The 20,689-nt window shown below is 41.2% G+C and carries 23 protein-coding genes and 2 pseudogenes; 6 read left to right on the top strand and 19 right to left on the bottom strand.

What is annotated here, in order from left to right; all coding sequences use genetic code 11:
- Window positions 1-190: 190 nt before the first annotated feature.
- Window positions 191-997, bottom strand: coding sequence for a TlyA family RNA methyltransferase (locus IM515_RS11490; protein ID WP_002770237.1), 807 nt, complete (start codon window positions 995-997; stop codon window positions 191-193).
- A 139-nt stretch (window positions 998-1,136) separates the two neighbouring features.
- Here IM515_RS11490 and IM515_RS11485 point away from each other — a divergent pair, with 139 nt between their 5' ends.
- Both IM515_RS11485 and IM515_RS11480 read left to right on the top strand, forming a co-directional pair.
- Window positions 1,137-1,358 (top strand): hypothetical protein, encoded by a 222-nt coding sequence (locus IM515_RS11485; protein WP_002770234.1) that lies wholly within the window; start codon window positions 1,137-1,139, stop codon window positions 1,356-1,358.
- Window positions 1,359-1,396: 38 nt separating this feature from the next.
- Window positions 1,397-1,591, top strand: a complete 195-nt coding sequence (locus IM515_RS11480; RefSeq protein ID WP_043996868.1) for a hypothetical protein — start codon at window positions 1,397-1,399, stop codon at window positions 1,589-1,591.
- An 81-nt stretch (window positions 1,592-1,672) separates the two neighbouring features.
- Here IM515_RS11480 and IM515_RS11475 read toward each other — a convergent pair whose 3' ends face one another.
- The 8 genes from IM515_RS11475 to IM515_RS11440 form a co-directional block, all read right to left on the bottom strand.
- A complete protein-coding gene (locus IM515_RS11475) occupies window positions 1,673-2,503 on the bottom strand; it encodes a metal ABC transporter permease (protein ID WP_002770233.1) in 831 nt (276 codons plus the stop codon).
- Window positions 2,504-2,613: 110 nt separating this feature from the next.
- Window positions 2,614-3,972 (bottom strand): thioredoxin-disulfide reductase, encoded by a 1,359-nt coding sequence (gene trxB, locus IM515_RS11470; RefSeq protein ID WP_002770232.1) that lies wholly within the window; start codon window positions 3,970-3,972, stop codon window positions 2,614-2,616.
- A 261-nt stretch (window positions 3,973-4,233) separates the two neighbouring features.
- Window positions 4,234-4,581 (bottom strand): hypothetical protein, encoded by a 348-nt coding sequence (locus IM515_RS11465; protein ID WP_287627672.1) that lies wholly within the window; start codon window positions 4,579-4,581, stop codon window positions 4,234-4,236.
- Window positions 4,553-5,140: a Panacea domain-containing protein gene (locus tag IM515_RS11460; RefSeq protein ID WP_004267991.1), complete on the bottom strand. Its 588-nt coding sequence runs from the start codon at window positions 5,138-5,140 to the stop codon at window positions 4,553-4,555. Before IM515_RS11460 ends, IM515_RS11465 begins: the two co-directional genes overlap by 29 nt.
- 134 nt (window positions 5,141-5,274) lie before the next feature.
- The gene (locus tag IM515_RS11455; protein WP_287627673.1) at window positions 5,275-6,045 is read right to left on the bottom strand and encodes an HAD family hydrolase; all 771 of its coding nucleotides are present in this window, start codon (window positions 6,043-6,045) and stop codon (window positions 5,275-5,277) included.
- 73 nt (window positions 6,046-6,118) lie between these two features.
- Complete coding sequence (locus tag IM515_RS11450) at window positions 6,119-7,312, bottom strand: lipase family protein (protein ID WP_287627674.1); 1,194 nt, start codon at window positions 7,310-7,312, stop codon at window positions 6,119-6,121.
- 742 nt (window positions 7,313-8,054) lie between these two features.
- Window positions 8,055-8,423 (bottom strand): SpoIIAA family protein, encoded by a 369-nt coding sequence (locus IM515_RS11445; protein WP_002787053.1) that lies wholly within the window; start codon window positions 8,421-8,423, stop codon window positions 8,055-8,057.
- A gap of 99 nt (window positions 8,424-8,522) precedes the next feature.
- On the bottom strand, window positions 8,523-8,642 hold the full coding sequence (locus IM515_RS11440) for a papain fold toxin domain-containing protein (RefSeq protein ID WP_287627692.1): 120 nt from the start codon (window positions 8,640-8,642) through the stop codon (window positions 8,523-8,525).
- Between the two features lie 108 nt (window positions 8,643-8,750).
- Here IM515_RS11440 and IM515_RS11435 point away from each other — a divergent pair, with 108 nt between their 5' ends.
- Entirely contained in the window at window positions 8,751-8,876 is a 126-nt protein-coding gene (locus IM515_RS11435; RefSeq protein WP_287627675.1) for a type II toxin-antitoxin system RelE family toxin, read from the top strand.
- Window positions 8,877-9,100: 224 nt separating this feature from the next.
- Window positions 9,101-9,940, top strand: a complete 840-nt coding sequence (locus IM515_RS11430) for a hypothetical protein (protein WP_287627676.1) — start codon at window positions 9,101-9,103, stop codon at window positions 9,938-9,940.
- Between the two features lie 330 nt (window positions 9,941-10,270).
- On the opposite strand, the gene IM515_RS11425 is transcribed toward IM515_RS11430, so the two are convergent.
- The 7 genes from IM515_RS11425 to IM515_RS11395 form a co-directional block, all read right to left on the bottom strand.
- Window positions 10,271-10,528, bottom strand: a complete 258-nt coding sequence (locus IM515_RS11425; protein ID WP_052275983.1) for a hypothetical protein — start codon at window positions 10,526-10,528, stop codon at window positions 10,271-10,273.
- Complete coding sequence (locus tag IM515_RS11420; RefSeq protein ID WP_052275984.1) at window positions 10,509-10,784, bottom strand: BrnT family toxin; 276 nt, start codon at window positions 10,782-10,784, stop codon at window positions 10,509-10,511. Before IM515_RS11420 ends, IM515_RS11425 begins: the two co-directional genes overlap by 20 nt.
- 302 nt (window positions 10,785-11,086) lie before the next feature.
- Window positions 11,087-12,085 carry a type II restriction endonuclease gene (locus IM515_RS11415; RefSeq protein WP_287704804.1) on the bottom strand — a complete coding sequence of 333 codons (999 nt, stop codon included), beginning with the start codon at window positions 12,083-12,085 and terminating at the stop codon, window positions 11,087-11,089.
- Window positions 12,058-13,470, bottom strand: coding sequence for a DNA methyltransferase (locus IM515_RS11410; RefSeq protein ID WP_287627678.1), 1,413 nt, complete (start codon window positions 13,468-13,470; stop codon window positions 12,058-12,060). The genes IM515_RS11415 and IM515_RS11410 overlap by 28 nt, the downstream gene beginning before the upstream one ends.
- Window positions 13,471-13,600: 130 nt before the next feature.
- Window positions 13,601-14,683, bottom strand: coding sequence for an ATP-dependent 6-phosphofructokinase (locus IM515_RS11405; protein WP_287627680.1), 1,083 nt, complete (start codon window positions 14,681-14,683; stop codon window positions 13,601-13,603).
- Between the two features lie 261 nt (window positions 14,684-14,944).
- Entirely contained in the window at window positions 14,945-16,387 is a 1,443-nt protein-coding gene (gene gltX / locus IM515_RS11400) for a glutamate--tRNA ligase (protein WP_287627681.1), read from the bottom strand.
- A 322-nt stretch (window positions 16,388-16,709) separates the two neighbouring features.
- Window positions 16,710-17,186, bottom strand: a complete 477-nt coding sequence (locus IM515_RS11395) for an NAD(P)H-quinone oxidoreductase subunit N (RefSeq protein WP_002747620.1) — start codon at window positions 17,184-17,186, stop codon at window positions 16,710-16,712.
- Between the two features lie 315 nt (window positions 17,187-17,501).
- On the opposite strand from IM515_RS11395, the gene IM515_RS11390 reads away from it, so the two are divergent.
- Window positions 17,502-18,371, top strand: coding sequence for an ABC transporter permease (locus IM515_RS11390; protein WP_287627682.1), 870 nt, complete (start codon window positions 17,502-17,504; stop codon window positions 18,369-18,371).
- Between the two features lie 28 nt (window positions 18,372-18,399).
- Window positions 18,400-18,643, top strand: a pseudogene (locus IM515_RS11385) (IS1-like element transposase); the annotation flags it as partial.
- Between the two features lie 236 nt (window positions 18,644-18,879).
- On the opposite strand, the pseudogene IM515_RS26135 reads toward IM515_RS11385, so the two are convergent.
- From IM515_RS26135 to IM515_RS11375, 3 genes and pseudogenes are all read right to left on the bottom strand, one after another.
- Window positions 18,880-18,981 (bottom strand): annotated as a pseudogene (locus IM515_RS26135) (CPBP family intramembrane glutamate endopeptidase); the annotation flags it as partial.
- Window positions 18,969-19,844 carry a hypothetical protein gene (locus IM515_RS11380; protein WP_287627683.1) on the bottom strand — a complete coding sequence of 292 codons (876 nt, stop codon included), beginning with the start codon at window positions 19,842-19,844 and terminating at the stop codon, window positions 18,969-18,971. The gene IM515_RS11380 and the pseudogene IM515_RS26135, both read right to left, overlap by 13 nt.
- Window positions 19,831-20,082, bottom strand: coding sequence for a hypothetical protein (locus tag IM515_RS11375; RefSeq protein ID WP_287627684.1), 252 nt, complete (start codon window positions 20,080-20,082; stop codon window positions 19,831-19,833). The genes IM515_RS11380 and IM515_RS11375 overlap by 14 nt, the downstream gene beginning before the upstream one ends.
- Between the last annotated feature and the right edge of the window lie 607 nt (window positions 20,083-20,689).

Below are 20,689 nucleotides of genomic sequence, written 5' to 3'. Positions count from 1 at the left end.
TACCTTTATCCTCTTCCTACCCAACCCGATTTTTGAGTCTATTTTTTTCTCTCTTATCTTCCCTCAAAAACCCTATATATATGGGCGCACGGATTCCCATTATACATAAAGTCTAAAGCAAGTCTCGCCATTTGTCAAGGGGTTTCCGAAAATCTCCCCCTCTCCCCACTTCCTTGAGAAAATACCTGGTTTAAAACTGTTCGAGCGCTTTTTGGGTGATTTCTGCGATCGCTGTTAAACTGGGACTAACTGGGCCAGTATCGGTGGATAACCAGAGAAGATACTCGACGTTACCCGCAGGTCCGGTAATGGGAGACCAAGTTAAACCCCGATAGAACCATCCTAAGACTTCGGCGGCCTGTAAAACCTGAAAAATTGCCCCTGCTTGGTCTTGATGGTTGCGAACTACCCCTTTTTTACCGACTTTTTCCCGTCCCACCTCGAATTGGGGTTTGACCAATAAAATCGCCTCTCGCGGTGGATTTAATAGCGTCCACAGGGTCGGTAAAACTTTGGTCAGAGAAATAAAAGACAGATCCATAACTGCTAAATCGGCGGGTTTTTCCTGTCCGTATAACTTTTCTGGGGTTAAATAGCGAAAATTAGTTCTTTCTAGTAAAATAACTCGTTGATCCTGCCGTAAACTCCAGGCCACTTGTCCATAACCCACATCGACCCCATAAACCTGTTTTGCCCCTTTTTGCAAGAGACAATCGGTAAATCCCCCCGTGGAAATGCCCCCATCTAAACAAATGCGATCGCTGACATCGATGGCAAACAATTCTAAGGCCTTGGCTAATTTTTCGCCCCCCCTTGACAAATAGGGCAGTTTCTGCTTAACCTCGATCGCCGCTTCTGGATCGATTTCTGTGGCAGGTTTATCAATGATTTGGTGATTGACTTTCACCTCTCCAGCGCGAATTAATCGCTGTGCCTGTTGACGGGAATCACAGAGATTTTTGGCTACTAATAATAAATCTAATCTTTGTTTCGGCAAGGAAGGCCTCCCAATAATCAGCGCCTAATTCTAAAAAATACCTTATTTTTCCCCAAGCAATCCCAGAAGGAAGATTATAAGTAAACATAGGGACAAGCGGAACCCATCAGCTAAATTTTCGCTGTCATCCCGATATTTTATGGATAAAGATACTCGATTCGCCATTTTAGTTATTGGCATCCCCTTTCTAGGACTAGCTTACTGTGGCTTGATTTTTGCCGTGATGATTTATTGGGTCTGGGCCCGGGAACATCCCGTGACCATGGCCACTTGTTTCGTCCTTGCTCCTTCTTTGATTTCTGGCTCTATTTGGCTGTTAGCTTCCTATAAAGCCCGCCAAAAGCAGCGTTTGGGGTTATGATTGGCAGGACTATCCCATCGCCCTCTAGAGAACAACTAATGTGGGGCAATGTGGGGGCGTGCCTTCGCCCTTCCCTAGATAGGGTTTGCGGCAAAAAGTTTTTCTTGGGGTGTGGGGTGTGGGGTTTTACCTATTTTCAGGTGGTCAATTACCTAATTTTCCGGGAAAAAGTCCCGGAATTTTCCCCCCAATCACTCCAATGGTCGGCACTTTTTGAGGGAAAAAAAGTCTAAAAACTTTATCCAACAAGGTTGTTAGATTTATTCAGCAAGCCCTAGATAACTTTTTCTGATCACCACAACTAGGGGAGAGCCTTAAAGATTAGATATTTTTCTGGTGATAGTTAGCATAAAAGGTTTCCAAGCAAGACTGATTAAATAACCCAATCCTGCCACTAAAATAATTGTCGCCCCCGAGGTGAGATTTAAACTATAGGATAACCATAAACCAACCAAAGTAAAGACAATTCCTAAAATAATCGCTAGGATCATCATTCCCTTCATATTTTTAACAAATTGTCCACTGATAGCGGCGGGAATAGTTAACAAAGCAATTACCATAATTAATCCTACCACCTGCATGACCGCCACAATAGTTAAAGCGGTTATTCCCATTAAACCCAAATAAATTATCTCCACGGGAATATTGCGAATAATCGCAAAGGTTTCATCAAAAGATATGGCTAACAACTCTTTATAAAAGATACTAACTAAGGTTATAATTAATATATCTATGCCCGCCATTATCCATAAATCATCCCTCGGTACAGTCAAAATACTACCAAAAAGATAACTCATTAAATCAGCTTTATAACCTGGGGTTAAATCAATAAAAATTACCCCAATCGCCATACCAATTGCCCACATCACCCCGATTAAAGTATCGGCTCTCTCCCGGATGCGACGCTGTAAAAATCCCATGCCTAAAGCCGAAAAAAAGGTAAAAAATATCGCCCCCACCACAGGATTAATCCCAAAAAAATAACCGATTCCTATCCCTCCATAGGCAGCGTGAGCGATTCCCCCACTGATAAAAACCACGCGATTAACTACTACCAAAGTACCCACAATCCCACAGGCAATACTAACTAATATTCCTGCGGCGATGGCATGGCGCATAAAATCAAATTGTAAGGCCTCTAGCATAGGGGGTGTGGGGTGTGGGGTGTGGGGAAGTGGGGTGTGGGGAGCTTTTTCAGTAAACAGTAAACTCAAAACTCACATCTGATAACTGATAACTGATAACTGATAACTGATTATTGATAACTCTCAATTACTTGACGAAAATCGCTTTTTTGTTTGACTCCGCGCATTTCCTTGACTAATTCCCGGTCCTTAAAGAATTGTACCGTGGGAGTCCCGGTTACTTGACCCATTTTGGCAATTTCTGGGTCAGCTTCGATGTCAATTTCCACAAAATAAATTTTGCCATCGTACTCATCGACCACTTTATCTAAAATCGGTTTCAGGGTTTTACAGGGGCCACAGGTGGGAGAAACATATTTTACCATTAACAAGCGATCGCCGTCGTGGAATAATTTCCGTAAAGCATAACCCCCAACGTGACGGGTTTTGTGAATATCAAAAGTTTCCTCCGTATCGGCCGGGGTTTCGCTAACGGTTTTCGTCTCGTAATGTTCAGAAGTGGCTGATTGACGGTATTCTTGGATTAAATTATGCTCCGATAACCATCTTTCTGCCAATAACGCCGCCATACACCCCGTACCTGCGGCAGTAATTGCCTGACGGTATTCGTGGTCCTGCACATCTCCTGCGGCAAAAACCCCCTCGACGCTGGTAGCAACAGTCCCCGGTTTGACTTTCACATAACCCACCTCGTCTAATTCTAATTGTCCTTGGAATAGGGAAGTATTGGGAGTGTGACCGATGGCATAAAATAACCCTCTAACGGCTAATTCGCTGATTTCTCCCGTTTGCGAGTTTTTAATGCGTATTCCTGCCATTTTACTGCCTGTACCGAACACATCCACCGCTTGGGTGTGAAAATGAACGGTAACTTTCGGATTATTTAACACCCGGTCCTGCATTGCTTTCGAGGCACGCATCGCTTCCCCGCGAATTAATAAATGGACGTGGGAGCCGTATTTAGTTAAATATACGGCTTCTTCGGCTGCGGAGTCACCGCCACCGATTACAGCGAGGTTTTCCTCTCTAAATATCGGTGTAGCACCGTCACAGATAGCACAAGCGGAAATGCCGTTACTCCAGAATTGGGCCTCGCTGGGTAATCCTAAGCGTTTGGCGGTGGCTCCCGTGGCGATAATAATACTATTGGCCTTAACTTCCCGGTCCGTGGAACGAATGGTAAAAGGACGCTGACTTAAATCCACCGAGATAACATCTTCGGTATAGCATTGGGTCCCCCATCTTTCGGCCTGTTCCTTCATTCTTTCCATCAGCTTCGGACCGGTGATTCCTTCGGGAAAACCGGGGAAATTTTCTACTTCTGTGGTGGTCATCAATTGTCCCCCCGGAATGCCTCCCGCTTGGAAACCCTCAAACATCAAGGGTTTTAAGTTCGCACGCGCCGCATAAATCGCCGCCGTATATCCCGCGGGTCCTGAACCAATAATGACTAAATTCTCGACAGTCATAACCGTAAATGCAACTCATAACGACTACGCTTTTTAGTATAGCAGATAATGTCGGGTAGGTTAGACGACGATAAGTTAGATAAGCTGTTCGTAATTTAAATTGCTTGTTGAGACGAGGCAAGAGGCACTCTTGCAAAAGGCAACAGTAAAGGGATTGGGGGAGGTTCGGCTAATCTAAGAATAAGCGGTTTAAATGCGTCTTAGCTTAGTTTACCCATCAGTTTAATATGCGTCCTAACCCAGCAAGAAGTAGATTTCTGCCTAAAAATCCAGAATCTCTCGGATAATAGCTTTCAAATCATGGCTATAAATCCAAACCAGTTTAATTGTGTAGGTAGTCGCGCTCACTAAATACATTAATCTAATTTGCCCCGCAGCACCTTTTGAAACCCGGATATGGAGCTTATGAAAAGTCCAGCCTTCCGGCAACTGAATTTTCCCCGGTAGAGGTTCCTGACGGGAGTTATGAGGATATTGGTCGTCGATTAAATCTTCTAAAGTTTTGGCAATAAGTTCAACAAAGCTATTTTTGTGAACTTTTGCCAGTTTTTTGAAAGAGCGCTCGAAGTTGTCAGAAGATTCAATCGAGAAGGGAATTGAGCCAGTCATGCACTTCTCCTTTCCCAATAGGATGAGAAGATTCCGTCGCCAATGCTTCCTTCAAAACTTCAGACATGGCTGCTTTGTAGGCCGGATGTTCCTGTTCTATCAAATCAAGCTTTTGATAACCTAATGCTTTCATATCATCAAGGAGAATTGGCTCTGTGGAACTTTCTTCTGGTGGCAGACCTTTACGAGCCTTTTTCCAAGGAAATTCCGCGTGAGTCATGTCACTCAACCGATAGGCGTGGTAGTTACCGAAATATTGCCAAATTTCTGCTAAAAGTTCTTTTTTCTCCGATGGCAGCCCAGACAGGCATTCTTGGCGAGGAATTGGTAATTGTTCAGCCTCAAAATCACTGTAGAACTTATAGGCAGCAGGACAAACCGGACCGTAACGCCATGCTTGAATTTCCTCCTTAAACAATGGTTCATCGTATAGGGCCAAATGCAAGCTCTGTGCATAATATAAAAGCTTTTGGACTTTCATATTAGTCATTTCAGCGTCTATACCATCCTCGTAAGCTCTGATAATAAAGTAGCGAGCCACAGTCAGGCAGTCAATCATAGCTCCACAAAATTTTTGGAATATCGACCTATGACCATTGTAAAAGAAATTGACAGTTAGTACAAGTGTATAAAGAAAGCTTAACAATGCTCATGGGGTAATGGGGGAAGTTTTAATATTCCTCGTTACTGACTCTACCAGTGGGTAAAGTCTGCCGCAAATTGAGATAGAGATAACAGCTTAATACGGGTATCTTGGGCGACTTTTTGGCGCATTTGAGCGGTATTATATCCCCAATCGGCTAAATATAAGCCCACATCGTTTAAATCGGCTTGTTGCTCTACTAATTCCAACGCATCGAGACGATCCTCGACAAACCACAAATTAGCGGGAGATTCTGGTAAATCAGCTAGTATTTGCTGAATAGTGACGTATTTCGGCTGTTTAATTTCCTTGCCAATTAATCTCGCTGCCGGAAAATCAATTGCTACTTTTTGTAACAATTGCTTGACAAAACGACTTTCTTTTGTAGTGATGATATAAACCAAAAAATCCGAGTCTAAAAGAGAGGCCAGGCGATCGATTGCGGGTTGATAAAATTGATGTAAGGCTAACCAAGACTCTAGATCCGACTCAATCCATCGATCCCGAAGACTATCGAGAGCATTTGAGAGGACTTTTTTCGCTATTTTCTCCCTTTCTAGCAGATTTTGCCGAATTAACGGCCAATTATTTAAAGCTTCCCCGTCGGGAATACCGAGAACGAGCGATCGCAACAGTAAAGGCATTTCCCAACCGGTTTCGATAACGGGACGAAGTTGCGAAAACCTCGGGAAAAAATCCTCGGGAATTATTTCCGGCCAAAGGGTTTCATAGGTGCGTTTGCTAATCTGAAAATACTCGATCATGCCATCACAAAGAACACCATCAAAATCGAGTGCTAGAATGCGGGGGGATTGATTCATAAATGCTGGTTTAATCTCAATAATGGCAGTATAGCGCAGGGAAAATTAAAAAATTGTCTGGTACATCATGCTATTAGCTATTCTTTGCTTCATTGTTGACATAACATAGCTGTCTGATGATTTCTGTAACAGAATTTTTCAATCCCTCTACATGAATCCAACCCACATATACAGCATATACGATATTTTGATGATTGTCCTGTATATAAACATGATGAACACGATATATATCTGAGCTTAAATAAATATAACCACTGGCATCTTTGAATTTACCTTCTAGTAATATTTTTTCTTTTAAAGGTTTCATTTTTACCACATCTTTAGTCACTCCAGATATTTTGGCTATTCTTTCTATGGCAAGATCAACACAAGTGTTATTACTGTAACTATTGCTATGATTATAATCCTGCTGATTAAAATAAATTGTCTCTACGATATTTTTAGCCACTTTATCTGATGCTAGGTAATAGGTATGAGCATTAAGGGAATTTAAGACAACGGCAGCAATTTCTACGGAATCAAAAATATTGCCGGTCGCTTCTAGATAATAATCGCTCATTAAAATTTTGGATACATCGGTTATAGAATCAAAAAGAGGACGAATTGGATAAGCGATAATATCGGAGGAATTAATCAGATTATTCCAGAGCAAACGCTGGCCTTGATGCTGGCTAATAAATTTTTCAATTTGATTGGTATCAATGCCTAGAGTTAAATTTAAAAATGGTATCGGTGAACCCATTGTTGTTACACTAGATAGGGAAAGTTTGCCCCATTCTTTACCGATAAGATCACGAATTTCATGAGCGGGATCTTTAGGATCAAAACGCTCGGAAAATAACAGATACCAAAGGATTACAGTACCCAAAGAATGGGCAACTATATGTAATTCGGTTTCCTGGGGATAAGCTTGAACAAGATCGATTAATTGATCGGCAATAATGCGGCGAATTTGTTTTCCTCGATCGCTGCCTAAATAGCTAAATGCGTCACCGATAAAATAAGATAAATACTCTTTTCTAAAATTTTGATAGCGAAAGGATTGCTCGGGATTAAAATTACTATTTTTCTGTTTTTTTGTCTGTAATTCTTGGTCTATATCTCGCCATAATTTTTCGGTTCCTTTGAGAACATTTCCCCAAAATCCCGCATAACAGTAGGGAATCGCCCGATTTTTGCGTTTACATTCTTCTTCAATTAGTTTGATTAATTTATTGGCATAACTAGCATCTCTTGTGGCCACTCCGTGAATAAAGTAAATAAGCATAATAGGGGTTCTTCGGTTTGTCTTATGCAATGGACGGGGTTATAAGGAATGAAACCTTTATAGAGACAGACATTGCCGCAATTTTTGTTAATTGTTTGCGATCTGGGGCGAACTAATCAATTAAATCTCTTGCCAGATAAGGATTGAGTCGATTTATGCCCCCATATCGAACCATACCAAGTCCCGAAGAGCCATAATAGGTTGATCTCAATAAGCGTTGATCGGAATCTCTTACCTTCTTAATATACCCTTCTAGCTTCATAAAAATATCAGGATGGAGCGAGATATAGTAATACATAATTAAGGCGATTTGTCAAGAGATGGTGGAGGGATTATTTAGGTTCTCTCTCGACTGACCAATCCTCTGAGTATAATCCCATATTTTCTACTACTTTTATACAAAAATAGTGGATATCTTTGGCGGAAAAATTAGTTTCTACTATAAAAATAGTATTTGCAAGTTTTTGAGGTCTCCGAAATTTTGTGTCATCTTTCGATAAAAAGCGAGGAAGCGTTGCTTGAAAAAGCAGCACCACTGTAGCTACCAGAAAGGTAGTAGTTTGTACCAGAAACCAGACTAGAAGTTAAAACCCCGATCGCGGATATTGCAGAACTCGAGTAATCCAGATCAAGTATATCTCCTAGAGGACCAGCGGTTCGGTCTAAACCTGTATTAGACATCTCCAAAATTCAGGCTAGATTGAGGTTAATTGCTGGAGATGTCTATTGTACTGTAAGAGAATCAGGAGCCGCCCAATATCCATTGGGTCGCTACCTCAGTTTCCCCCCAAGGGAACTGCCTGACTTCAGCGGCGACAAAGTGGGAAGCCAGACTTTCAATCAGTTTAACCAGAGTGGAATCAGTCACCACGGCAACCTTACTGACGTACTTGTGATGGTCGCGTATCAGCCGGAAATGAGCGACCAAGGCACCAAAACTCTCCCAACCAGTGAACTCGGGAACTTCAATGATTACGCCAGCAAGGCCACCAGTGGCTTCAATGTGGGGATCCACTGCCTCCGCAATCTTGACAAAATCTTCCGCCGCAAGTGCAGATTTAGGTCGCATATAGAGAATGCTATGCGCCGCGTCTAAATTATAATCTATCATAGTTTGCCTCTCCCAAATGGTCGAAGTCTAACTATATGCTATCACAAATAGACGGTTTCACCAGAATTACTAGACGAGCTATAGTCCCGACATTGTAGCTTATAAACTCTTCACTTTGGCAATGAAAATCTTTAGCCAATCCTCTCGTTTCATTCCTTGAGGAGACAGATGATCAAATACTCTTCCTCTTACTTCTACCCCATAGTGTTTTCCATTGATCGTAATTGATCGATCTGAAGAAATTGAAGTGGGAAAGAAAGCCTATCAGGAATATTTAGAAGGGCGCGATCCTGGCAAATCCTTAGTAAAGTTAAAGGCTGAGTTAGGATGTGGCGTTACATAATCTTAAAACCAGCCGAGCGTTATCTAAAACGGTTACAGCCCCGCAGCCAAGAGCGCATCTTGAATGAACTGGATAAATTGCTGCTTAGTCCTACCTACTCACAATCTTAGTTCATCTCTTCCGTAAAGCGGTGGGCTGTTCACAACCGATTCGGTTCTGCGGTTTCTTTATAGAGATTAAGAAGGAAATATAAAGATTTATTAAATTGTAGCTTTTAATACAGTTGTGGGGGGGAGTGTGTATAGTTCTGCTATTCGCCTTTGGGTTTGGGTTAGGCTGTTGCTTGACCTGGCTAAGAGGGGGGCGATCGCACTATTGTTCCCAGAGGTATTTCATGAATAAACGATGGAAAAGCTTGTTACTTTATGCTGTATTAGGAGCGTTTCCACTATGCTCGACCGATTTAATTTTTTCAGAAAAGTCAAATGCTATTGCCGATAATGGTGAGCTCTTCACAAGTGTAATAATAGTAAGAAAATGTGAAAAAGTATCATTTATCTTTAGTCAAAAAGAATGTCTCGATAGAGGCTATCCAGAATTACTACCTCCTGATGCTTGGTTTGTAGCAGATGAGATTTGGTGGTTTTTGGATCCACCAGTACAAGAAGTTACTTCTTTATCACTTGAATTTTTCTTTAACCCTGAGCACTTTAGTCCCATTTTAGGTAGTGCTGGTTTTTTCTGTAGTTTTACTAATACAGGTAGTTGTCCTGTTTTAGAGCCAGGTATTGGCACTCAACCCATTGAAATTACGGCAGAGCCTATAATTCCTGGTTCTGCTATAGGTAATTCATCTATTAATGTTGGTTCTAACTCGGTGAGTGTTGATGTAACATTTTTATCTCCAATAACAGGACAATCAGAAGATGATATCTTTTTTGGCATGGCATTTCAACCACTTTTTGAAGTTACAGGAAACACCCGAGTTATTTATTCAAGAGAGTTACTTCCCAATGCTTCTTACTCTTTAACTTCATTCTCTTGTACTACACTTAATGGACAAAATGAATGTGGCTCAGATAATTTTACTAGAAGTTTTAGAGTTGAAAAAACCAATGAACCCACCTCAACCCTCAGCCTCCTCACCCTCGGCACCCTCGGCGCAGCTTCAACCCTCAAGCGCAAACTAAAACCCTCTCAATACACCGAAAAAGAAACAACAAAAGTAGGCTAAATTGCTTATAAAAATACTATAAATGCCCCTTCATTCAGTCAGTTGAGGGGGTTTTATTTTTTGCCTGTTGCACTGGAGCGACTTCCAAACAAGTTTCTTCAACTTCTTCAGGGGAAATGGCGATCACTATCAGTACAATCAAAAAAACCAAAATCTGAATCGCTGAAGGCAAAGGCAAATCTGACATACCGCACCAAAATCCCTCACGGAAGCGGATAGTTCGCCTGAGAAGGGGTAAAACAGGGGAAAATACCTTTCCCTGTCAATCCCTAAGCGAGGGAGAGAAATGTAAATATTTATTAAATTGTAGCGTAGGATACTTTGACCCCACTAAACAGTATTGGCTATTCTGCTAGATTGAATTGCACGGAGTTTTTCAACGCAAACCATCTTGATCCAATCCTGACGATTCATGTTCTGCAATTGACACTCTACATCTATGCTTCCTAGTAACTCCGGGGGAAAATCAAGATTAATTTGTTGCTTAACCTGAAAATTACCTGTGAAATGCTCAGAGACATCTTTCCCTAGATGTGCTTGTTGAGCAATTTCCTCAATATCTTTAATTTCAGTTGACTGTTTCCTCATAGCTTTTGCGCTCCTGTTTAGTTGATTTCCAAGCGGTGACAACCCAAATGTAATCACCGACTTCATCGACTCTGTATTCTACGATGAATGTTGTTAACGTTCCGCCCGCAAAGCCAACAATCCGATATTGTTCTGGCTGCTCAGAGCGTTGGTCTTCGATGTAAGGTTTGTAAAGCAGATCGTTTAACCGAGTGAAGTCAATGTCACGTTCTGTTAAAACTCGCTGTCGTTTGGCTTCATCCCATTGAATACGCATGAGATACCCGAAATCAATGGAGAAAAATTGTTTTCACCCACTCTATACTAACCTATCGCTCCCGAAGGCGAGGGACTAAGGGGAGAGAAATATAAAGATTTATTAAATTGTAGCTTTTAATACAACGGGAGGGGAGAAGTGTGTATTGTTTTGTCATCTGCCTTTGGTGTTGGGTTGCGCTGTCGCTTAACCCAACCTACAAGAGCGGCTATTAATCATTTAGGTTTACTGGCGAAATTGCCGAAAAACAATTATCAGAGTTTATCTTTATTTGAGGGGTAGTTTTCTAAATGTTAACTAGGTTAAAGATGGCATAGCCAACGCATAATTGAAACCAGTTGATTATCATTGGTTAAGTTAGCGGCATTGGTGAGTTTTTTCGTCTCTAATTGCCGATAAATTTCCCTAGCCATTTTTGTTTCAATAGCAGCGCCGATAAAAAAAGTATAAGGATGCTTAGAGATTTTTCTAAAAGCATCATCAATTCTCTGCAAAGCAGTACGAGCAGTTTTCCAATGTTCATCTGCTCCTGCGGGATCAATCCCACCTTTTAATTCTCCCAAAGCAATGTATAAATCAGCAGATTGTAAGGTTTGTTTTTTGATTTTTTGATTAGCTAATTGCGTCGAATCACATTTTAAAAGGCACAAATCAATATTGTTGTTATTAACAATGGGAACATTGACATTATAAATTATTGTTCTTGGTTGGCTGTTATTTAACCAGCTAACACCTCTAACCAAGATTTCTAGATTAGGTGTCATTTCTTCAGCTTCTCTCCATTGATTATTACTAGAATTGAGCCAATCATAAGCAATCCCTGCTACTCTTAAAGTTGCTAATAGAGAACGAGTAAATTTACTTTGAGCTAAGGAGCCACCCGCGTTTCTCATTATTCCTCCTAAAGTGTCACCCCGAATCAATAGAAATCTATAGACTAACTCCTCGACAAAATTAGTCCCCGCAGGTTCCAGAAAATTGACAATTAATTCTTGAATTGCTTCTACCTTGTCTTGGGGATGTAAATAATTTTTAGCTTTATCAGAAATTCCCGATGCAGTTAATAAAGCCGCTTGAATATCTGGGATGTTTAGTAAATCTCTAGGATTGTTTACGGTTTGGGCAATAATTTTTAAGGTTCTTGCTTCTGCAATTAAAGGAGTAGCTCTCTGATTTTTTTCTAAGGCTAGAGCAATAAATCCTGAACGGATAGCTTCATAGGTAGTCTCCAAATCACAACTTTGATTTAAATGCAAGAGATAGGGTTTTTCCATTAAGGCTTTCTCCACACATAAATACATTTTCTTAAAGATTCTCTACCATGAGATCCCATTTGCTGACTACTATTACCTTTTCCCTGAGGAACTACTAAAATATTTTCTACTTTAAATCCAATTTCTTCGGCGATTTTTGACAAAATTAAATCTACAGAAATACTAGCTCCCGCATAACGAACGTTATCATTAATCATACAAAAAATACCAGAGGATTTCATAACCCGAAAACATTCATAAATTAGACAAGACATTTCCAGAAAATACCCCCTAATCATCCGAGGAATACCATGGTTATTTAAGGCCTTGCTTGATTTTAATTCCTCTAAATAACCCAGGATACTCTCTAATAATTTTTGACGATCAGTTATGGCAATGGCTGGCGACCAATGTTCATTTATTTTTAGTAACTCCTTGGGTTTATTTTCAACAGTGCAACTAAGCATTTGTTGACGTAATTGTTTTAATTGTAGTTGATCTATTCCCAATAGAGCCAATTCCAAAGCGTAGATACGAGTATAATCATAGCGATTACAATAAGGAGGAGAAGTAATAATAGAATCGTATTTTTCTGAGGAAATCTCTGGCAAAATCTCAAGACAAGAACCTTGATATAGTTGAATTTTTCCCCGAGAATAATCTCTAGAAAAAAGTTCCAATTGTTGCTGACTAGGCTCTAAATCTGCGAGAATTTCTCGTAACTTGCTATGTAGGGCAGTTTTAAAGTCTAAAATTTTTCCTTTGTCAAATATATTTTTACCCTGTTGTTTACCAGAACGATAATCCCAACGGAGGTATTGACCATCTTTTCTAGTATAGCTAATTGATTCGAGAATAGAAAGTAAGGCAAATTTTAAGATCGCTTGCACTCGCTCATTCTCTTGGGCAATCAACCCTAAGTAACTTTCTATACAAGCCTGATTTTCTTGGGGATATGCTCCTTGAGTAATTGGTAATTCTAATAACTTAACTTTGTCATCTACCTGTTGCCAAAGGCTATGGTTAGACCAATACTCTAGACGATGTATATCATCACTATTTAAGCCATTTTCTAAAATTTGTCTAGTAATAATTAATTCCTGTCCAATCGGCAATAGTTCTATTCCATCTGCTGATAAACCCCTAGCCGCCGCCGCAAATAAAGTTGTTCCGCTGCCGGCGAAAGGGTCTAGTATTTTTCCTTGTTTGATACCATATTTTTCTAGGAGATAAACTATCAGATCAACGGAAAAACCCTCTTTATATTTATACCAGCGATAAACTGGTTGGTTCTTATTACCTTGAAAACTCACTAGAGTACGAGATAATTGCTCAGAATCAAGTAATTTGTCTTGAAAATAATTAAATAATTCTCGATCGAGATTGTTGATTTCTAACAATCTTTCTGCTACATTAACTGAACTATTAATCATTTAGGTTTACTGGCGAAATTGCCGAAAAATAATTATCAGAGTTTATCTTTATTTGATTGGTAATTTTAATCAGTGGGGAAAGGGCGATACTTAAGGGTTAATTCTCGCACCGATTCCCCTAGATTTAATCTCAATCCCCTAGACAAATACCCAAACCCCTGGCGGTTTTGACTAAAGTTTCTTCGAGATCGACGATGCGATAGGTTTTAATCGCCTCCTCAATGGGAACACTGACCACTTGCCGATTTTGCCAGGCCACCATGCGATCGAATTCTCCCCGGGCGATCAGATCCACGGCCGCCACACCAAAAGCCGCCCCCAGTAGGCGATCCATTGGAGAAGGAATGCCCCCCCGTTGAATGTGGCCCAGGAAAGTCACTCTCGTTTCGGCCCCGGTTTCCCTGGCAACTTCTTCGGCTAAATAGCGACCGATACCCCCGAGACGATCTTCCCCTAGGGCTTTCTTTTGCACTAGGCGATCGCCGGTTTCGGTACGCACAGCCTCGGAGACAATAATCAGAGAAAACTGTTTATCCATACGCTGCCGTTGCCGGATCTTCTCGCAGACCTTCTCTAATCGGTAGGGAATTTCGGGAATGAGAATGATATCGGCCCCCCCCGCAATACCGGCAGCCAGGGCGATATGGCCGGCATCTCTACCCATAACTTCTAGAATCATCACCCGGTTATGACTAGCGGCGGTAAAATGGAGGCGATCGAGGGCTTCTGTAGCGATATTAGTAGCTGTATCGAAGCCGATGGAGACTTCTGTAGCTCCCACATCATTATCGATGGTTTTGGGGATACCAATCAGATTAATGCCTCCCTGTTGGGCAATACGGCGCAAAATCGCCAGACTACCATCGCCACCGATGCCGATCAGGGCATCCAGTCCTAGACTATGATAGCCGTCGATGATGTCCTGAGAGCGATCGATCACGGTTCCATCCGGCATCGGGAAAGCGAAGGGATCCCCCTTATTGGTAGTACCGAGAATTGTTCCCCCCATCACCAACAGGCGATCGACTCCTTCAATATCAAAGATCGTGGTTTTGGGGGGACGGCTAACTAATCCGTTAGTTGCTTCTCGAATACCCACCACTTCCCAGCCATAATTGCCACTGGCATGGTGGACAACGGCACGAATGGCGGCATTTAAACCCGCACAGTCGCCACCACTGGTGAGAAGTCCAATGCGTTTTTTTTCACCCATAGCTTTTTGTCAGGAGATTAACAAATCTATATTTAGGGAAAAGTTGCGGATAATGCCTAAAAATTAAGAAAGTTTCTAGATCGTCCCTGACAGCTAGGGGAAAAAACCGAAAAATTTGCCCCCGTCCCCTCAGTAATCGATCACGAGCAGGGTATGCAGGGCGACACGGATTCCCATTATACTAGAAAGTATATAGCAATCTTAGGGCATTTGTCAACCCTAATATACGAGAAATTTTCTGATAACTGATAGCCAATCAATTTAACTATTTACTGCTTGCTGAAGACGGGATATATCCCAACCTTTTTGATTGAGAAGTAGCCAAGACTGCATTAAATCTGGACCATGTAACTCCCCCATCAAAGCGGCGCGTAGAGACTTCATCACTAGACCTTTTTTCACCCGATGGGCTTTAGTTGTTGTCTCCACAATACCCTTAGCAACTTCTCCAGTCAAATCGGGACTAATAGCGGCGAGAATATCCTTGATAATATCCTTAACTCCCTCTAATTGTAATTGACTCAAAGCCTCCTGATTATAATTAGCCAGAGGGGTTAAAAGTAAGCGACTTTCAGCCACAGCATCGCTTAAACGAGTTAAACTCGGACCGATGAGAGTAGCCAAACCGACCAACCAAGCTCGATCGGTTTCAGCAGCAAAATTATACCCCGCTTCTTGCCAGTAGGGAAGGAGTAAAGGCACTAATTCCTCACCGGTTAAACGATGGAGATATTGACTATTAATCCAATCCAATTTCGTCCAGTCAAATTTTGCCCCTGCTTTATTTACCCGTTCTAAACTAAACACTTCAGCGGCCGTTTCAAGGGTAAAAATTTCTTCAGTGGAATCGGGAGGAGTCCAACCTAGGAGAGTCATGTAATTAACCAAAGCTTGCGGCAAAAAACCCAGTTTTCGGAAATCATCGATCGAAGTGACTCCATCCCGTTTAGATAACTTACGACCCTCCTGATTTAAGATCAAAGGAGTGTGGGCAAACTCTGGCACTTTTGCCCCCAAAGCTTCGTATAAAAGAATTTGTTTAGCGGTATTAGCGATGTGATCTTCCCCACGAATAACATGGGTAATTGCCATATCAATATCATCAACAACTACCGCTAAATTATAGAGAGGCTGACCGAAGTTTTCTTCTGCATTTTCTGGGGTACGAGCGATCACCATATCCCCCCCTAAATCACTACCTTTCCAGATGACTTTTTCCCGGATTAAATCCTGCCAAATAATTTCTCGATCATCGTCAATAATAAAACGAATTACTGCTTTTCTCCCCCCTTGCTCGAATTGCGCTTCTTGTTCGGGGGTGAGATAACGGTGACGATTATCATAACGGGGGGCAAGATTGCGGGCTTTTTGTTCTTCCCGCATTTTTTCCAATTCTTCCGGGGTACAATAACAACGATAGGCTAAACCTCGATCGAGCAGGGTTTGAATGGCCTGACGATAATAATTAAGGCGTTGAGTTTGAAAAAAAGGACCTTCATCCCAATTCAATCCTAACCATTGTAGTCCCGCTTGAATATTTTCGGTATATTCTGGTCGAGAACGTTCTAAATCTGTATCTTCCACGCGCAAGATAAATTTCCCCTGGTGATGATGGGCAAAAAGCCAGTTAAACACGGCTGTGCGCGCTGTTCCAATGTGTAAATTTCCCGTGGGACTGGGGGCAATACGAACTCTTACTGTCACGATCTAACTCCTAGGTTTTTTGCGGCAACGATATCCCATATTATTGCAAATTCACCTAGACCAACTCGCAAAATTAAGAAAATTAAGTGGGTGGGTGGAATTAAATATAAGATGAACGTAGGTTGGGTTGAAGCATGAAACCCAACTCCCGCATGGGTTACGCTACCGCTAACCCATCCTACAAAGAATTGTGCCTCCCTACTTAAATAAATAGCTACCAAAGGGTGAGAAAGGAACAACAAACTCTCAAGAATTGAAGTCTCCCTCTCCGGGGAGAGGGGTTGAGGGGGATATCTTTCGGTACCCGTGTTATTTCGGTAATTTAGGCAGCGATTAAGGATTTGCTCAAAGGTTGCCAACGGAAATATCTTTCCCCACCCAACTCGAGGACAAATTTTAACCGAGGTTCCTGTTGACTAAGATTAATTAAGTATTGTTTTTCTTCCGAGGATAAAACAAAACTTTCAATAATCCAAATCACTAAACCTTTAGATTTGGGGGGTAAATTTTCCAATTGATAGGTAGCAATGGGAGGAATAAAATAAACCGGTCCCACGGCTGCTTCCCGACCAATATTTTTTTTACCTAAATGGGGGGGACGGACTCCATGAATACCGGTAAGATAGGCACTTAAATCCCCTAGACCTCTAGCGGTGATATGCAGGACATTGTAACCAGTGGCCCGCAAACGTCTTTGATAGCGTCCCTCGTAACCCCCTTCTAAGGGTGCGTAAACGCCTAAAGCGCCGTATTGTTCCAGATCGCGAATAAATGGTTTTCCTGTGGTCAGTAATGCCATAGCTAGTAAAAAAAATCTTTTTCCCTATAATCGCACGTTTTGTTAAGTTGTGCGTCAGGTGAACAGAAAAAGACTTAGGATCAAAGATAGAGAGGGACAATCGCTACTCTCTCCCGAGGAGGTAATATGTTTCACGATCTCCTTTATCCCAACGGACTGCTTTATATCCTGATTAAACTAACTGTTTTAGCTTTAGCAGTCTTGCTCTGGTTTATGGTCGTTTCGGCCCCGGCTGTCTGAAAAAAACACTGCTCTTGTCGCAGGTTAGCCTTGTCTTCTACAATTAGCGTTCTATGCCATGGCTGAATTTTGTCGATGACTCCTGTTAAATTGCCGATCGATCCTTTTCTGAAACCCAACCTAACCACTAAGCTCCTAGGGGTTGGGTTGGTATTGACAATTATTTTTATCCTGATTGCCCTGTTTTCGCCCCTTCTGCAAGCGATCGGCCTGATTCAGGATCCAACCGAGATTTTAAGCAATTATCCCCTACAACCCCCCAGTTCCGCCCATTGGTTCGGGACGAATGTGCGCGGTTATGATGTCTTTTCCCGCACCCTATTCGGGGCGCGAGCGGCCTTGTCCGTGGTATTTTTGGCCACAGGATTATCTTTAGTCATCGGGGTTCCTTTAGGACTAATTAGCGGTTATTTGGGAGGTAAGATCGATCGCGTTCTCCTCTTTCTCATGGATACCCTCTACACCTTGCCGGGGTTATTATTATCGGTGGCTCTCGCTTTCGTTTTGGGTCGTGGTATCCTCAATGTAGCGATCGCTGTTAGTATTGCCTATATTCCTCAATATTTTCGCGTGGTCAGAAATCAAACCGCCAGCGTTAAAAATGAGTTATTTATCGAAGCGGCCCGAGCGATCGGGGCTACACCGGGTCGTATATTATCAAAATATCTTTTCTTTAATGTCGTCCAGAGTGTCCCGGTTCTTTTTACCCTCAACGCAGCAGATGCGATCCTGGTTTTAGGCGGTTTAGGCTTTTTAGGCTTAGGATTACCAGAAGAAGTGCCGGAATGGGGTCATGATCTCAAGGAAGCTTTGGCGGATTTATCTACAGGTATCTGGTGGACCACTTTATTCCCCGGATTAGCAATGACCACGATGGTGGTGGGTTTATCCCTCTTGGGAGAGGGGTTAAGTGAAATTTTTAGGCGTTGTCAAATTGAAAGATGATCCGAATCAGCACCGGAACTGAAATTACGCTGTTGACCACTTTCGAGATGGAATTCTTGGATGGGTAATTGGTGGTCTCCCAAGGCGAGTGCCTTCGGCAACATAGTGCAGACACATTTCAACGTTTATGGCAAGCTATCTCATTTTGGCAATGTTATTTTTGGGTAAGTGATGGAAATCCAGTGTATCCAATATTTATCCCTGACGGGGATCAGATTGTTAGCAAAACTTATAGGACAAGGGTAGAGGGAGAAAATACAAGATTACGTCATTTATTTAAATCTTGTGCTGTGACTTTGCCTACACCGATCAACAGCATGACGATAAGAGAGAAATAAAAAGATAGGATATTACGCAAACGCGGGCGATATTCTAGAAAAGATAATAATCGATTCATCGGTTATAACTCTCATGGGCAATTTCCCCTTTATGGTAATTGATTTAATCCCCTATCGTTCACTTAAAACTGCTTTTTTCTGATCCAGATAGCGAGAATTGTCAGGAAAAGTCAACCTATCACTCCCTCTCAAGGATTTTTATCGATTCCGGTTAACCAATCGGGAACAGTACCAGTGTATTTAATTAACTGACCGACGTTTAATTTATCGTACTATTCTCCTGTTCTATTTCTCGCAGTCTTTTTAAAATTATTGATTGTGTTGGGTTATCTCTAATTTTATTAATATCTTCATCAGTAAAACCCATAGTAAATAATAACCATATTAATTCTTCTTTCTGATCGCTGCCACTAAATCCTCCTAGAATAGCGTCTAATCTTCTTTGATAGTTCTTTTGCTTTTTTTCCAGTGTATATCTCCCGATTAATTCTTCGATGTATTTTTGAATAGTAAGTCTTTGAAAACGATCAAATTCATGTCTGGTATCATCATATAGTCTGTTTCTCTCCGATGCCAATTTCTCGTCGAAAGTCTCCATAATAGATATTTGAAATCCTTGGTACAACTCTAATAGCTTTTTGATCAGACTGGAGACAGGATTAATTGTAGATAGGCTAAATCCACCCATTACTTGGTCAATTTGTTCTAAATTAGGGTTTAAGGAACTAATAATAAAACCGAAGACCAGAGCAATGATTAAACCAACATATACATTATCCTCGATCGAGCTTAATAGAGAAAATATAAATTGAATGAAAAGGTATAAGAGTATTGATATAACAATTTTGACAGTTAATAAACGAACAAAAGTATCTAAAAAATCCTTTTTTAAATTAGGAAATAAATGACGAATCCTAAAAGCTGAGAAATAGCTAATTCTAGTTTCAACTGCTACTCCAATAATTATCGCAGTCACCACAAAAGACCACCGATGTCCTTCCACAAATTTCTGTATTTCACTAGAAAGGTCGGTGGCAGCAGTTGTCTGAGAATCTACCAAAAATAGGTAATGGGTGAATGAACTGAAAAAAGGAAACTTATCTAATTCCGTTAGAACCTGACTACAAAATACCATTTACCCTCAGCCAACGAGTTTTCCAAGTGGGAGTAAAGATTTCGTAGTTTTTTTGTTTATTGACTTTGATATAGCCTTTGTCCTTTAGTTCTACTAATTTACGTTGTAAGTCAGCTTCTCCAACTCTATCTGTTTCAATTTTAAAGCTTACGACAGTGGCAGCCCTAACTTTGAGTAAATCAGATAAAAGAGACTTCTCCGCGGAGGTTAAATAATTGGTATCAGTTGTTTTAGCCATAAAATTCCAATAAATTTAGGAATGTTGCTGAGGGGTATAAACCAAATTAGATAAAACGTCAATCAAGTCAGATGGACAGGAGCCTAGTTCATGACTGTACTGATTATAGTATAGAATGATGCCTACCAGTTACTTTTTGGTGAAATGTTCACAATCTTACATTATGGGCGCAAGCAGTTCGAGCAACTCACTGACCACATTGCGCCCCTACATTTATTGACCTATTCCTCCTCTACAAATAGTTTGATGCCCTGAACAATAAGCTCAAGAGTATCGATAAACTTAGTTGACTTTACTTGTTCTTGGACATTATCTCCCCAGAAAGGGAGCAATAGGCCTAGGGTGATGAAAGCTATAGATAGGCATTTTTTCAGGGAACGCATGGTGGTTGCCTCAGAATTTCTTTTGTACTTTTGTACTCTTAGTGTCGGCTATCAAAGCATGAGTCTATGAATAGAAATCCTGATATACAAATTATATTTGTCTGACTTTTATTTGAAGACTAAGTTGTATCTGAATCTATAGGTTCTGATAGAACAATTTAAAATGTCTGAGATATGTCTGAGTTTTTTGTGATACGTTTGAGTAAATGTCTGAGATACGTTTG

The organism is Microcystis sp. M44BS1, assembly GCF_020244875.1.
GTDB classification, from domain to species: Bacteria; Cyanobacteriota; Cyanobacteriia; order Cyanobacteriales; family Microcystaceae; genus Microcystis; species Microcystis panniformis.
This window is presented reverse-complemented; position numbering and strand designations above follow the sequence as displayed.